Genomic DNA, 13,463 nt, shown 5'->3' with positions numbered 1-13,463 from the left:
CAGGCGCCGTCCCGGAGCAACACATGTCCACGGATCTCAAGGACCGCATCGAACGCCGCATCAACCAGGGCCTGCTCGGCCAGTGGTACGCAGCCGCGAAGTCCGTGCAGGTGAAGCCCGGGCGGCCGCACGGCGTCACCATCCTGGGCCGCAACCTCGTGCTGTGGCGGGACGCCGCCGGGCAGGTGCAGTGCCTGGAGGACTTCTGCCCGCATCGCGGTGCCAAGCTGTCGCGTGGCGAGGTGCACGAGGGCAACATCGCCTGTCGTTATCACGGCGTCATCCTCGACGGCACCGGCACCATCGTGCAGGTGCCGGCGATGCCGGAATGCGCGCTCGAAGGCCGCCGCGCCATCGAGTCGTTCACCGTGCACGAAATGCGCGACTGCGTGTTCGTCTACATGCCCAGCGCGGAGCGCCCGACCGCGCCGCCGTTCCAGGCGCCCGCGGAGTTCCTCGACGAGGCGTGGGAGGGCTTCCTGTGCATGTCGCGCTGGGGCTGCAACTACCGCTACGCGCTCGACAACCTCGCCGACCCGATGCACGGCTGCTACCTGCACGCGCAGAGCTTCACGCTCGCCTACGGCGCCAAGCAGGATCTGATGAAGCTCGACCGCACCGACGACGGCTTCATCGTCTCGCGCGTGCAGCAGCAGGGCGAGAACTTCGACTGGACCCACATGGTGGTCACCGAGGCGCAGACCTATTGCCGCCTCGACATCCCGTATCCGAAGGCGGCCGGTCCCGGCAGCGTGTTCCGCATCATCGGCTTCACCACGCCGATCGACGAGACGCACTGCTACGTCTTCTTCTGGCGCATGCGCAAGATCGACGGCCTCGCGCGGCAGGCGTGGCGCTTCCTCTATCGCGCCATGCTGGAGGAGCGGCATTGGCACGTGCTCGAGCAGGACCGCGAGATGCTGGAGGACATGCCGGACGACGCCCGCATGCGCGAGATGCTCTATCAGCACGACATCGGCGTCTCGCGCATGCGTCAGATGCTCACCCGCGCCGCCAAGGCGCAGATCGCCGCCGAGGACGCCGCGGCGGCGCGCACGGCGGTCTGAGTGGACGTGACGCGCGGAGGCGGGCAGGGCGCATGCTGAACGGACGCACCATCGTCGTCACCGGAGCGGCCCGCGGGGTCGGGCGCGCCATCGCGGAGGCGTGCGGCCGCCGCGGCGCGCGCCTGGTCCTGGCCGACATCCTGGTCGAGGCCGGCGAGGCGACGACGGCCGAGCTGGTGCGTCAGAACATCGATGCGCGCTTCGTGCCGGTCGATCTCGGCGAACCGGAGTCGGTCACGCGCTTCGCCGACGCCATCGCGGCGCAGGACGAGACGATCGACGGCCTCGTCAACAACGCGGCGATCGCCACCAATGTCGGCGGCAAGCTCTTCGACGAGATCGATCTCGATCTGTGGGACCGGGTCCAGCGCGTGAACGTGCGCGGGACCTGGCTGGTGACACGGGCGCTCGCGCCGCTGATGGGCCGCGGCGGCCGGATCGTGAACCTCGCCTCCGACACGGCGCTGTGGGGCGCGCCGCGGCTGCTCGCCTACACGGCCAGCAAGGGCGCCGTGATGGCGATGACCCGCTCGCTCGCCCGCGAGCTCGGGCCGCGGGGCATCGCCGTCACGGCGGTGGCGCCCGGCATCATGCGTTGCGAGGCGACCGACTACGTGCCGGCCGAGCGCCATGCCTTGTACGAGAATGGCCGCGCCGTGCCGGGGCCGCAGACGCCGGAGGACATCGTCGACGTCGTCGCCTTCCTGCTCAGCGAGGGTGCCCTGCCGCTGACCGGCCAGGTGCTGCCGGTCTCCGCCGGGTTCGTGTTCACATGAGCGGCGCAGCACGCATCCTGGAGACGACGGACGCGCCGGCCGCGGGCATCGTCGGCGGCCGCGCCGACGGCATCGCGTACCTGCACCGCGCGGGTCGCGACAAGTCAGTGCCGGTCGTGCTGCTGCACGGCATCGGCAGCGACGCCGCCTCCTTCGTCCCGCTGATGGAGGCGCTCGACCCGCGCTTCGACGTGATCGCCTGGGACGCGCCGGGCTACGGCACCTCGGTGCCGCTCGCGCCGGAGTGGCCGTCGGCCGCCGACTACGCGGAGCGGCTCGCCACGCTGCTCGCGGCGCTCGGCACCGGGCCGGCGATCGTGGTCGGTCATTCGCTCGGCGCCCTGATGGCGGCCGCTCTTGCACGAAGCAGTCCGGACCGCGTGGCAGGCGTGATGCTGCTATCGCCCGCAGTCGGCTACGGCGCCGCGCCGGGCGATGTGCTCCCCGAGAGCGTCGCGGCGCGGCTCGCGGATCTCGAACGCTTCGGACCTGAACAGTTCGCGCAGGCACGCGCGCCGCGCCTGGTCTCCGACGTCGCGGTGCTGCCGGCCGTCATCCGTGCGATGGCGAGCGTGAGAATGCCCGGCTACGGGCAGGCGAGCCGCATGCTCGGCTGCGGCCGGCTGATCGAGGACGTCGCGGCGCTCACCTGTCCGGTGCTGGTCGCCTGCGGGGCCGAGGACAAGATCACGCCGCCGGCGCAGTCCGCGACCGTGGCGGCCGCGCTGGCACCGGCCGCGCGCGTCCGTGACGATCTCGTGCTGATCGACGGCACCGGGCACGCGCTGCCGCAGGAGCGGCCCGACGTCGTGGCCTCGCTGATCGCCGACCTCGCGGCCCATCACTCATCGAAGGAGAGCGGCGATGAGTGATCTCGGGACAGGCGAGAGCCCCGCTTCCGCCGCCGTCGGCGTGCCGCCGGTCGAGCGCGCGATCCGGCTCCTGCGCGCCATCGCGGATGGCGATTCGGTCACCAACATGAGCCGCACGGCGCGCGCCCTCGCCATCAACCGCACCACGCTGATGCGCCTCCTGCAGACGCTTGAGTCTGAGCGCTTCATCGAGCGCCGCCCCCAGGGCGACGGCTATCGCATCGGCCTCGGCCTGGTCGGCATCGCGGCCGGCGCCTCCTACTCGCAGGATCTGGTGCAGACGGCGATGCCGGTCGTCACCCATCTCGCCGAGTCGGTCGGCCTCTCGGCCCATGTCGGCGTGCTCGACGGCACCGACGCGCTCTATCTGGTCCGCCAGGTGCCGAACGTGCCGCTCGCGAGCAACATTCATGTCGGTAGCCGCGTGCCGGCCTATGCGACGACGCTCGGCCGGATCATCGTCGCGTTCTGGCCCGACGACAAGATCGACCGCGTGTTCGGCGACCTCGCTTTCACGACCTACTCCAAGCACTCGCCGCGCACGCTCGGCGCCTTCAAGGCGATGCTCGCCGCCGACCGCGCCGCCGGGCTCGCCTGGAGTGAAAGTCATTACGTGTCGGGTGTCAGCTCCTTCGCGGGGCCGATCTTCGACCGCACCGGCGAGCCTGTCGCCGCCGTCAACGTCACCGGGCCGGCGCAGGTGTTCTCGACCGAGCCCGGGCGCCGCGGCCGCATCGGCGACGCCGTGCGCGCCGCCGCCGACGAGATCTCGAAGCGCCTCGGGCATGTGGTGAAGCCGGCCGCGCCGGCGGCGCCGACGACACGAAGGAGAACCGCATGAGCGGCCTGATCAGTCACATGCGCGGCATCGCGATGCGCGCCACCGGCGCGACCGCGACCCGCGATTTCTACGTGAAGAACTGGGGCCTGGTGCCGATCGCGCAGGAAAACGGCGCGCTGTATTTCCGCGGCACCGGGCCCGAGCAGTACATCTACGCGTTGCGCGACGACGACGTGTTCGGCGTCGACTACGTGAACTTCGCCGTGGCGAGCCGCGAGAATATCGTGCGCCTGCACGGCGATCTCGTGGCGAAGGGCGTCGACGTGCTCGGCGCGCCGGCTGAGGTGACGACGCCAGGCGGCGGCTTCGGCTTCATGGCGCTCGATCCGGACAGGCGCCGGCTGCGCTTCGTCACCGGCGTGGCGCAGCACGACGACACCGAGGACGACATCGCCAGGCCCCGCAAGGTGACGCATGTCGTGCTCAACACGCCGCAGATGGAGCGCACCCGCGACTTCTACATCGACGTGCTCGGTATGCGGATCAGCGATTATTCGGCGGCCCAGATGGTGTTCCTCAGGATCGCCGCCGACCACCACTCGATTGCTCTCAACCAGAGCACCTATCCGAGCGTCAATCACGTCGCCTTCGAGATGCCGAGCATCGATTCGTTCATGCGCGGCATCGGCCGGATGAAGACGCTCGGCCAGGCGCCGGCCTGGGGGCCGGGCCGGCACGGGCCGGGCAACAACCCGTTCGCCTACTTCGTCTCGCCGTCGGGCTTCGTCATCGAGTTCACCACCGAGGTGCAGCAGATCGACGAGGCGACGCACGAGCCGCAGGTGTGGCCGCGCGACGTGCCGGAGAAGATGGACGTATGGATGACGGCCGGCCCGCCGACGCCGGCGATGCGCGCCGTCATGCAGGGCCGTCCCGACGTCGGCTTCCCGGTGCGGAGCTGATCGGATGGATCTCGGCCTGTCGGGTCGCGTCGCCGTGGTCACCGGAGGAAGCTCCGGGATCGGCCTCGCCGCCTGCCGCCTGCTGCTCGAGGAGGGCGCGGACGTGGCGCTGTGCGGGCGCGACGCGGCCCGCCTCGCGGCGGCCGCGGCAGAGCTGACCGCGCGACACGGCGCCGCCCGCGTGCTGGCGCAGCGCTGCGACGTGCTGGCCAAGGCCGAGGTGGAGACGTTCGCCCAGGCCGTGCGGGATTGGCGCGGGCGATGTGATCTGCTCGTCAACAATGCCGGGCAGGGGCGGGTCTCGACCTTCGCGGACACGACGGACGACGACTGGCGCGACGAGCTGGAGCTGAAGTTCTTCAGCCAGGTCCATCCGATTCGCGCCATCAAGCCGTTGCTCGACGCGAGCGACGCGCCGGCGATCGTCGGCGTCAACTCGCTGCTCGCCTACCAGCCGGAACCGCACATGGTCTGCACCTCGGCGGCGCGTGCCGGGGTGCAGAGCCTCCTGAAGTCGCTGGCCCGCGAGCTCGCACCGCGCATCCGGGTCAACGCGATTCTTTTAGGGCTCGTCGACTCTGGTCAGTGGCAGCGTCGTTACGAGGCCTCGGGGAAGACCGAGTCGCGTGCGGATTGGGTCGCATCGCTCGCACGGGAGAAAGGCATTCCGCTCGGCCGGCTCGGCGATCCGGAGGAGGCGGCCCGCGCCATCCTGTTCCTCGGCTCGCCCGCCGCCAGCTATGTCACCGGCGCCCAGCTCGAGGTTTCGGGCGGCGTCTCGCGTTTCATCTAGGACCCCCAGCATGACCATTTCGCTGCCGCTGTCGCGCATCGAGGAGCGCCTCGCCGAGGAGCCGGTCGGCGATCTCGTCGCGCGATTCCTGGCCGAGATCGGCGTCCGCACCGTGTTCGGCGTCATCTCGATCCACAACATGCCGATCCTCGACGCGATCTTTCGCCAGCGCCGCATCCGCTTCGTGCCGGCGCGCGGCGAGGCCGGCGCGATGAGCATGGCGGACGCCTATGCGCGCGTCTCGGGCTCGCTCGGCGTCGTGATCACGTCGACCGGAACGGCCGCGGCGAACGCCGCCGGATCGCAGGTCGAGGCGTTGACGGCGGGCGCGCCGGTGCTGCACATCACGACCCAGGTCGACAGCCCGTGGGCGGACCGCGACCGCGCCGGCATCCACGACGTGCCGCGCCAGCCGGACATGCTGAAGGCGATCTCGAAGAGCTATTTCCGGGTGTGGGACGCGAACGACGCGCTCGGCGTGCTGAAGGCCGCCGCGACGGCCGCGCTCGCCGCGCCGTCCGGCCCGGTCAGCGTCGAGCTGCCGGTCGACATCCAGCGCGCGCTCGCCCGCATCCCGAAGCAGGTCTCGCTCAACATTCCCCGGACCGCGCCGAACGACGACGAGCTCGATCAGCTCGCCGCGCTGCTGAAGGCGGCGAAGCGGCCGATGCTGTGGCTCGGCGGCGGCGCCCGCGGCGCTGCCGAGGCCGCGACCGCGCTGGTCGAGCGCGGCGTCTGCGCCGTCACGTCGACCAACGGCCGCGCCGTGGTGCCCGAGGGGCATGCCCGCAGCCTCGGCGCCTTCAACATGACGCCGGAGGCTCAAGGCGTGTACCGCCGCGCCGATCTGATGATCGTGGTCGGATCGCGGCTGCGCGGCAACGAGACGCGCGACGGCGCCCTGGTGCTGCCGTCGCCGCTCGTCCAGATCGACGCCGATGCGAGCCGCATCGGCCGCAACTACGCCGTCGATCTCGGCATTGCGGCGGATGCCCGCCTCGTGCTGGAGGGGTTGTTGGAGAGGTTGCCGGAGACGCTCGATGTCGATCCGGGCTTCGGCTACGAGGTGAGCGTCGCCCGCGCCCGCGCCGAGGGCGCGCTGCGCACCCGGCTCGGTCCTTATCAGGTGATCGCCGACGCCATGCTGGGGCGGGTCGGTCCGGGCCGGCATCCGTTCGTACGCGACGTCACCATCGCCAACTCGACCTTCGGCAATCGCTACGTCGCGATCGGCGCGCCGCATCTCGGCGTCCACGCGCTCGGCGGCGGCATCGGCATGGGTATCGCCATGGCGGTCGGTGCCGCCTGCGCCTCGCCGGACGCCAAGACGGTGGCGCTGGTCGGCGACGGCGGCGCGATGCTCAACCTCTCCGAGCTGCTCACGGCGGTCGAGGAGGAGAGCGACGTCGTCTTCGTGCTGATGAACGACAAGGGCTATCAGGTCATCCGCAACATCCAGGATGCCCAGTACGGCAGCCGCTACGGCTACAGCACACTCCGCACGCCGGACTTTGCCGGCTTCGCGGCCTCGATCGGCCTGCCGCATGTGCGCGTCGCCACCGTAGACGCGTTCGAGCCCGCCTTTGCGCGCGCTCTGGAAACCAAGGGGCCGATCCTGCTCGAGGTGGACATGACGGCGATCGGCCCGTTCGCCGAGCCGTTCGGCGGCCCGCCCGCCGGAGCCGCCGGCGGCGGCGCGTGATCAGGACGCGCGGATCCTGGGAGACGTAAAAGAGATGCTGATCGCCGACGACAAGATGCCGCCCGACCTGCTCTACGTCGGCGGCGAGTGGCGGCCGGGCCGCGGCGCCGAGATCACGTCGATCTTTCCGGCCGACCGGAGCCTCAACCGCGTGCTGCACGGCGCCTCGCGCGAGGACGTGCTGGAGGCGATCGACCGGGCCGAGGCGGCACAGCGCGATCCGACCTGGCGGAGCCTGAAGGCCCACGAGCGCGCGACCTGTCTCTATCGCATCGCGCAAGGCATCGCCGACAACGCCGACCGCATCGCTCACATCCAGAGCCGGGACACCGGAAAGACTCTCAAAGAGACAAAGGCGCTGGCGCTCAGCGCCGCCGGCACGTTCCGCTATTTCGCCGCCGTGCTGGAGACGGCGGAGGATGCGATGACGCCGGCGCGCGGTGATTATCTCTCGATCTCGGCGCACGAGCCGATCGGCGTCGTCGCGGCGATCACGCCGTGGAACTCGCCGATCGCCAGCGACGCCCAGAAAGTCGCGCCGGCGCTCGCCGCCGGCAATGCCGTGCTGTTGAAGCCCGCGTCCTGGAGCCCGCTCGTCTCGCTCGAGCTCGCCCGCATCGTCGAGGCGTCCGGCCTGCCGAAGGGTCTGCTCTCGGTCCTGCCGGGATCCGGCGGCGTGGTCGGCGATCTGCTCGTCGGGCATCCGGCGGTGGGAAAGGTCTCGTTCACGGGCGGCACCGAGGTCGGGCGCGGCATCGCCCGCAAGGCCGCCGACAAGATGATGCCGGTCTCGCTCGAGCTCGGCGGCAAGTCGGCCACCATCGTGTTCGCCGACGCGGATCTCGACGTCGCGATCGCCGGCGTGCTGTTCGGCATCTTCTCGTCGAGCGGCCAGTCCTGCATCGCCGGCTCGCGCCTGCTGGTTGAGCGCGCGATCTACGACCGGTTCGTCGCGCGGCTGGTCGCGGCGACCGGGCGTCTCGTCGTGGGCCATCCGTTCGATCCGGCCACGCAAGTCGCGCCGCTGATCCACGACGATCACCGCGACAGCGTGGCGGATTACGTGAGGATCGGGCTGGAAGAGGGCGCGACCGTCCTCACCGGGGGCGCGGCGCCGCGCGGCGACGTCTACGATCAGGGCATCTATTATGCGCCCACCATTCTGGCCGGCGTGAGCAATGCCGCGCGCATCTGCCGCGAGGAGATTTTTGGGCCGGTGCTGGTCGTGATGCCGTTCGACGACGAGGCGGAGGCGATCGCGGTTGCCAACGACAACGACTTCGGTCTCGCCTGCGGGATCTGGACGCGCGATCTTTTACGCGCGCGGCGCGTCGGCGGCGCGGTGAAGGCCGGCACGGTCTGGGTCAACACCTACAAGCAGTTCTCCATCGCGACGCCGTTCGGCGGCGTGAAGGACTCCGGTCTCGGCCGCGAAAAGGGGCGCGACGGACTGCGCGCCTACATGAGCCAGAAGTCGTGGTACTTCGACACGAGCGAGCGGCCGCACCCGTGGGCCGCGTCGGTCCTCGGAGGCGGAGCATGAGCGGATCTCGTCAGATCGCGGTCGTCGGCGCCGGCCCGTCCGGCCTGTTCTCGGCGCAGGCGCTGGTGAAGGCGGTGCCGGGCGCGGTCGTCGACGTGATCGAACGGCTTCCCGTTCCGCACGGGCTGATCCGGTATGGCGTGGCGCCTGATCATCAGGGCACCAAGGCGGTGGCCCGGCAGTTCGAGCGGCTGTTCGAGCGCGACGGCGTCGGCTTTCACGGCAACGTCGAGATCGGCCGCGACGTGACGCTCGCCACGCTGCTCGGGCTCTACGACGCCGTCGTGCTGGCGGCGGGGCTGTCGGTCGATCGCCGGCTCGGCTTGCCGGGCGAGACGCTCGCCGGCGTGATCACGAGCGGGGCGCTGACGCGGTGGATCAACAGCCATCCGGGCGAGAGCGCGACGCCACCCTCGCTCGGGCGCAACGTCGTCGTGGTCGGTGCCGGCAATGTCGCGCTCGATATCGCCCGCCTGCTGGCGAAGACGCCGGACGAATTCTCCGGCAGTGATCTCGATCCGGCCCGCGCCACGGCGCTCGACGCCTGCGGCATCGAGACCGTCGACGTCATCGGGCGCGGTTCCGCCGCCGCCTGCCGGTTCGATCCGGCCCTGATCAAGGAGATGGCGCATCTCGCCGGCGCCCGCGTCGAGGTGCATGGCGATCTCGACGTCGACGCGCCGGCCGAGGTGGCCGCGCGGCTCGCCGCCCTGAAGGTGATCCACGGTGCCGGCCCGGCCGATGCGCGTCGCATCGTGCGCTTCCGGTTCGGTCTTTCACCCGAAGAGATCGTCGGCGGTGCGGCCGGCGCCGTGCAGGCAGTGCGGTTCGGGAGCGCCGATGGAACGAGGCGGACTCTGCCGGCGACCAGCGTCGTCACGGCGATCGGCTTCGGCTGCGACTCCCGCGCCGCGCTGATCGATCCGGTGGGCGTGCCGGCCGGCGACGGCGCAGGCGCGCTGCCGCACCGGATCGCCGATCGGCTGTTCGCGGTCGGCTGGTTCCGCGGTGGCGCCGTCGGCACCATCCCGGAGGCGCGGCGTGACGCGAAGCTGTTGGCCGACACGGTTGCAGCCACGCTCACGGCCGCCGAGGTCACGTCGAGCCCCCGCGCCGGGCGCGCCGGCCTTCTCGCCCGCCTCGCGGCCGCTGGCGTGACGCCGGTGTCCTTTGCCCATTGGAAGCACATCGAGGCCGCCGAGACGGCGGCGGCGCCGCCCGGCCGGGCGCGCTTGAAGCTCTGCTCCACGTCCGACATGATCGTCCACGTCCATCGCGCGGCCTGACCCATGACCATCGTGATTCTCTACGGAACCGAGACCGGAAACGCCGAGATGCTGGCCGAGGATCTGGCCGACCGCCTCTCGGCGGATCATCAGGTCAAGGTCGTCGCCATGGACGGCGCCGATCCATCGGTGTTCGACACCGACGCGCTGTTCCTGATCGTCACCTCGACCTATGGGGACGGCGAGCTGCCGGCATCGGCGAAGCCGTTCCACGCCGCGCTGGCGGCGGCGAAGCCGTCGCTCGCCGGCAAGCGCTTCGCGGTGTTCGGGCTCGGCGACAGCCAATATGCCGAGACCTTCAACTTCGGCGGCCGCACGTTCCAGGAGCTGCTGGAAAGCCTCGGCGCCCGCGCCGTGGCGCCGCGTGGCCTGCACGACGCCTCGGGGAAGGAGCTCGCCGAGGACGTCGCCGGCCGCTGGCTCGACGAGGTTTTGGTCGCCGCCGAGACGGTGTGACCCTTCGCACGTCTGCCGTCCGAGGCTCCGGCGAACGGGCTCCGGCGCGCGTGACGAAATCTTGGGCAGGCCTGCGGGTTGTGCAGTTGCTGGGCGATGGTACCCTGCCTGACAGGCGACAGGATCACGCCCGGCGAGGACGGCCCGATGTGCACTGATGCTTCTTCCACCCGCGTGATGCCGATGGCGGCCCCGGCCGCGGCCGGAGCGTTTCCGCTGATCGCCGCGATCCGCGGCGGCCCTGGCACCGGGGCATCCGACGTGCTGATCGCCTTCGCGAGGGCCCGCATGGCCGAAGGCCTCGCGGTCGCCGGTCTGGTCGTCGCATCGGACCCCGAAGGCACGACGCGCAGCGGGCCGCACAGCCACGGTCACGCGCATGGTGCCCATGGTCACGGCGGTCACGGCGGCGAGGCCTGCGGCTGCGGCGGGGCGCTGCGCGACCTCGCATCGGGCGAGGTGATCGGCATCCATCAGGATCTCGGCCCCGGCTCGGAGGCCTGCAATCTCGACACGTCGGGCCTCGCGCGCGCCTGCGCCGGCGTGGAGCGGCAGATCGCCGCCGGCGTCGACCTCGCGATCCTCAGCCGCTTCGGCGGCCAGGAGGCCGAGCGTGGCGGGCTCACCGCGGCGTTCCAGGCGGCCGTCGCGGCCGGCGTGCCGGTCGCCTGCGTGGTCACCCCGAAGGCCGAGGCGGCCTGGGCCGTCTTCGCCGGCGACCTCGCCCTGATGGTGCCGGCCGATCTCGGCGCCCTGGAGGCGTGGTGGGCCGAACGGCGCGCGGCCCGAGGGCTGGCCGCCTGATTCTTTCCGCCCGTCCGAACACGTCGCCATCGCTGGGTCTGTTCGCGGTCACGGAACGCGTTCGTGAATCCGAAGGACCACTTCGCTCGCTCGGTTCGACCGGTTTCCAGCCGCCCTCCCTTCGCCTATGATGTCGCGCATCGTTTTGTGATCGCGAACAACAAGAAGCGAACGGGGAGCCGGATGAGCGAGCGTCTGCGCACGGCGATCGGCCGGGTGACGTTGAAGAACCCGCTGATCGCGGGATCGGCCGAGCATCTGATCGACGCCGAGGGCGTGCGTCGCGCGCTCGAAGCCGGCGTCGGCGCCGTGGTGGTGAAGTCCACCAACGAGTCGCAGGCGGCGCGCCGCCAGCTCCAGGCGGCCGAGTACATGGTGCTCGACGATGCGTGGCGGCCGATCCCGTGGGGCAAGGACGCGCCGGCGCACGCCTATATCGCCTGCCGGTCAGGCCTGTCGCCGCTCTCCTTCGAGGCGTGGCTCGACCAGACCGCGATGCTCGACCGCGAGGCGAAGGCGGTCGACTCCTACGCGGTCGCGAGCCTGATCCTGGCCGATCTCGACGCCTGCGTCGCCATGGCGAAGCAGGTGGAGGCGGCGGGCCTGCGGGTGCTCGAGCTGAACATCGGCACGCCCTATGCGAGCCAGGCCCCCGGTGCGGTGGCGACCGAGCTCGATCCGGCCCGCATCACGACCATCGTATCCGCCGTGCGGGCCGCCGTGACGATCCCGCTGTGGATCAAGATCACGGGCCAGAGCGAGCGCGTGCCGGAACTCGCGGCGGCCGCCGTCGCGGCCGGCGGCGAGGCCGTCGTGATGGCGGGCCGCTCGCTCGGCTTGATCCCGGACGTCGAGACGTTCGAGCCCATGCTCGGCACCACGCTCGGCGTCGGCGGGTACTGGAACCTGCCGCTCACCTGCCAGTGGCTGGCGCTGTCTCGCGCGAGGCTCGGTGCGGAGGCGCCGCTGATCGGCACCAACGGCGCGCAAAGCGGGCTCGACATCGCCCGCATGATGCTGGCCGGCGCCAGCGCCGTGGAGATGTCGTCGGCCGTGATGCTGCGCGGCTTCGATGTCCTCGCGGACTCGCTCGCCGAGCTTGAGGCCTATCTGGACCGCAAGGACGTGAGCGCACGCGACCTGATCGGCTGCGCCGCCGACAGCCGCAAGACCTTCGCCGAGATGCCGCTGCGCACCGACAACTGGCGCCGCTACGTGCCGACGTGAGGGACGTTGCAGCCCGCCGCTGTCGTGATCAGATCATCATCGGGATGGCGATGACCGCCAGGAGAGCCGCCGTGCCGCCGAAGGACACCCGGAACAGCGTGACGGCGCGGCGGATGTCGGCCGGCGTCGCTTCGGCGCGACCGTCGCCCATCCAGGCGGCCTCGACCCGGGTGCCGCCGTAGACGCGCGGGCCTGCGAGCCGCAGGCCGAGCGCCCCGGCCATCGCGGCCTCGGGCCAGCCGGCATTCGGCGAGGTGTGCCGGCCGGCGTCGCGGCGCAGCGCGGTCCACGCCCCGCGGGCCGATGCGCCCGGCACGACGACTGCGGCCGCCACCAGCATCAGCCCGGTGAGGCGTGAGGCCGGCAGGTTGACGAGATCGTCGAGCCGCGCCGCCGCCCAGCCGAAGGCCCGGTGCCGCGCGGTCTTGTGGCCGATCATCGAGTCGGCCGTGTTGATCGCCTTGTAGGCGAGCATGCCGGGCAGGCCGGCGGCCAGGAACCAGACCGCCGGCGCCGTCACGCCGTCGGAGGCGTTCTCCGCCAGGCTCTCGATGGCGGCGCGGCACACCGCCGGCTGATCGAGTGTCGCCGGATCGCGCCCGACGATCATCGACACGGCCCGGCGGCCACCGGCGAGTCCCTCGGCGTCGAGTGCATCGGCGACGGCGCGGACATGGCGATCGAGGCTGCCGGCGGCGATCAGCACCGCGACCGCGATCACGGTGACCACGAGGCCGACGGGCCGGGTTGCCGCGGCGAGCGTGTCCAGCGCGGCACCGGCCGTGATCGTGACGACGAGCAGCGCCGCGACCGCGAACACGCCCGCCCCGCGCCGCACCGCGTCGGCCCAGGCCGACCGGTTGAGGTTTTGGTCGAGCCAGGCGATCAGCGCGCCGACCCACGACACCGGATGGCCGACCGCCCGAAACACCGCGTCGGGATACGCAACCCAGGCCTCCAGCACGGCGGCGACGACGAGAACGAGGAGACGGTCGGAGAGGTCGAGCATCGCGGCATCCGGCACCGCGCGGAATCGCGGCGGTCATTGCGGGCGCGGCATACACCGGTCTCGGGCGAAGGTCACGGGAGGCCAGTCTCACCTCTCCCCGCGCGCGGGGAGAGGTCGACATTCGCGCGTCAAGCGCGGATGTCGGGTGAGGGGGCGTCACCGCGAGTCTGAGCATCGAGGAGGCG

General features: G+C 71.4%; 13 protein-coding genes. 12 read left to right on the top strand and 1 reads right to left on the bottom strand.

Annotation, left to right across the window (positions count from 1 at the left end; all coding sequences use genetic code 11):
* Window positions 1-23 precede the first annotated feature (23 nt).
* From ABTU92_RS04085 to ABTU92_RS04030, 12 genes are all read left to right on the top strand, one after another.
* On the top strand, window positions 24-1,067 hold the full coding sequence (locus ABTU92_RS04085) for a Rieske 2Fe-2S domain-containing protein (RefSeq protein WP_408087919.1): 1,044 nt from the start codon (window positions 24-26) through the stop codon (window positions 1,065-1,067).
* A gap of 32 nt (window positions 1,068-1,099) precedes the next feature.
* Window positions 1,100-1,843 (top strand): SDR family oxidoreductase, encoded by a 744-nt coding sequence (locus tag ABTU92_RS04080; protein ID WP_408087917.1) that lies wholly within the window; start codon window positions 1,100-1,102, stop codon window positions 1,841-1,843.
* Window positions 1,840-2,715 carry an alpha/beta fold hydrolase gene (locus tag ABTU92_RS04075; protein ID WP_408087915.1) on the top strand — a complete coding sequence of 292 codons (876 nt, stop codon included), beginning with the start codon at window positions 1,840-1,842 and terminating at the stop codon, window positions 2,713-2,715. Before ABTU92_RS04080 ends, ABTU92_RS04075 begins: the two co-directional genes overlap by 4 nt.
* Window positions 2,708-3,556 carry an IclR family transcriptional regulator gene (locus tag ABTU92_RS04070; protein ID WP_408087913.1) on the top strand — a complete coding sequence of 283 codons (849 nt, stop codon included), beginning with the start codon at window positions 2,708-2,710 and terminating at the stop codon, window positions 3,554-3,556. Before ABTU92_RS04075 ends, ABTU92_RS04070 begins: the two co-directional genes overlap by 8 nt.
* Window positions 3,553-4,458, top strand: coding sequence for a VOC family protein (locus tag ABTU92_RS04065; protein ID WP_408087911.1), 906 nt, complete (start codon window positions 3,553-3,555; stop codon window positions 4,456-4,458). Before ABTU92_RS04070 ends, ABTU92_RS04065 begins: the two co-directional genes overlap by 4 nt.
* 4 nt (window positions 4,459-4,462) lie before the next feature.
* Window positions 4,463-5,251, top strand: a complete 789-nt coding sequence (locus ABTU92_RS04060; protein WP_408087909.1) for an SDR family oxidoreductase — start codon at window positions 4,463-4,465, stop codon at window positions 5,249-5,251.
* A 10-nt stretch (window positions 5,252-5,261) separates the two neighbouring features.
* Window positions 5,262-6,953 (top strand): thiamine pyrophosphate-binding protein, encoded by a 1,692-nt coding sequence (locus tag ABTU92_RS04055; protein ID WP_408087907.1) that lies wholly within the window; start codon window positions 5,262-5,264, stop codon window positions 6,951-6,953.
* Between the two features lie 34 nt (window positions 6,954-6,987).
* Window positions 6,988-8,496, top strand: a complete 1,509-nt coding sequence (locus ABTU92_RS04050; RefSeq protein ID WP_408087905.1) for an aldehyde dehydrogenase — start codon at window positions 6,988-6,990, stop codon at window positions 8,494-8,496.
* On the top strand, window positions 8,493-9,782 hold the full coding sequence (locus ABTU92_RS04045) for an FAD-dependent oxidoreductase (protein WP_408087903.1): 1,290 nt from the start codon (window positions 8,493-8,495) through the stop codon (window positions 9,780-9,782). The genes ABTU92_RS04050 and ABTU92_RS04045 overlap by 4 nt, the downstream gene beginning before the upstream one ends.
* A gap of 3 nt (window positions 9,783-9,785) precedes the next feature.
* Window positions 9,786-10,238, top strand: coding sequence for a flavodoxin domain-containing protein (locus tag ABTU92_RS04040; RefSeq protein ID WP_408087901.1), 453 nt, complete (start codon window positions 9,786-9,788; stop codon window positions 10,236-10,238).
* 147 nt (window positions 10,239-10,385) lie between these two features.
* Window positions 10,386-11,042 (top strand): DUF2478 domain-containing protein, encoded by a 657-nt coding sequence (locus tag ABTU92_RS04035; protein ID WP_408087899.1) that lies wholly within the window; start codon window positions 10,386-10,388, stop codon window positions 11,040-11,042.
* A 183-nt stretch (window positions 11,043-11,225) separates the two neighbouring features.
* On the top strand, window positions 11,226-12,269 hold the full coding sequence (locus tag ABTU92_RS04030; protein ID WP_408087897.1) for a hypothetical protein: 1,044 nt from the start codon (window positions 11,226-11,228) through the stop codon (window positions 12,267-12,269).
* Between the two features lie 28 nt (window positions 12,270-12,297).
* Here ABTU92_RS04030 and cbiB read toward each other — a convergent pair whose 3' ends face one another.
* Window positions 12,298-13,278: an adenosylcobinamide-phosphate synthase CbiB gene (cbiB, locus tag ABTU92_RS04025; protein ID WP_408087895.1), complete on the bottom strand. Its 981-nt coding sequence runs from the start codon at window positions 13,276-13,278 to the stop codon at window positions 12,298-12,300.
* Window positions 13,279-13,463 lie beyond the last annotated feature (185 nt).

Source organism: Rhodoplanes sp. SY1, assembly GCF_046000175.1.
In the GTDB taxonomy this organism is placed as follows: Bacteria; Pseudomonadota; Alphaproteobacteria; order Rhizobiales; family Xanthobacteraceae; genus Rhodoplanes.
This window is presented reverse-complemented; position numbering and strand designations above follow the sequence as displayed.

What these genes read in the sequence shown, in the direction of transcription:
- ABTU92_RS04075 (WP_408087915.1), top strand. Translation starts at nt 1,840, where the DNA reads ATGAGCGGCGCAGCACGCATCCTGGAGACGACGGACGCGCCGGCCGCG.
- ABTU92_RS04080 (WP_408087917.1), top strand. Translation starts at nt 1,100, where the DNA reads ATGCTGAACGGACGCACCATCGTCGTCACCGGAGCGGCCCGCGGGGTC.
- ABTU92_RS04045 (WP_408087903.1), top strand. Translation starts at nt 8,493, where the DNA reads ATGAGCGGATCTCGTCAGATCGCGGTCGTCGGCGCCGGCCCGTCCGGC.
- ABTU92_RS04055 (WP_408087907.1), top strand. Translation starts at nt 5,262, where the DNA reads ATGACCATTTCGCTGCCGCTGTCGCGCATCGAGGAGCGCCTCGCCGAG.
- ABTU92_RS04040 (WP_408087901.1), top strand. Translation starts at nt 9,786, where the DNA reads ATGACCATCGTGATTCTCTACGGAACCGAGACCGGAAACGCCGAGATG.
- ABTU92_RS04065 (WP_408087911.1), top strand. Translation starts at nt 3,553, where the DNA reads ATGAGCGGCCTGATCAGTCACATGCGCGGCATCGCGATGCGCGCCACC.
- ABTU92_RS04060 (WP_408087909.1), top strand. Translation starts at nt 4,463, where the DNA reads ATGGATCTCGGCCTGTCGGGTCGCGTCGCCGTGGTCACCGGAGGAAGC.
- cbiB (WP_408087895.1), bottom strand. Translation starts at nt 13,278, where the DNA reads ATGCTCGACCTCTCCGACCGTCTCCTCGTTCTCGTCGTCGCCGCCGTG.
- ABTU92_RS04085 (WP_408087919.1), top strand. Translation starts at nt 24, where the DNA reads ATGTCCACGGATCTCAAGGACCGCATCGAACGCCGCATCAACCAGGGC.
- ABTU92_RS04035 (WP_408087899.1), top strand. Translation starts at nt 10,386, where the DNA reads ATGTGCACTGATGCTTCTTCCACCCGCGTGATGCCGATGGCGGCCCCG.
- ABTU92_RS04030 (WP_408087897.1), top strand. Translation starts at nt 11,226, where the DNA reads ATGAGCGAGCGTCTGCGCACGGCGATCGGCCGGGTGACGTTGAAGAAC.
- ABTU92_RS04070 (WP_408087913.1), top strand. Translation starts at nt 2,708, where the DNA reads ATGAGTGATCTCGGGACAGGCGAGAGCCCCGCTTCCGCCGCCGTCGGC.
- ABTU92_RS04050 (WP_408087905.1), top strand. Translation starts at nt 6,988, where the DNA reads ATGCTGATCGCCGACGACAAGATGCCGCCCGACCTGCTCTACGTCGGC.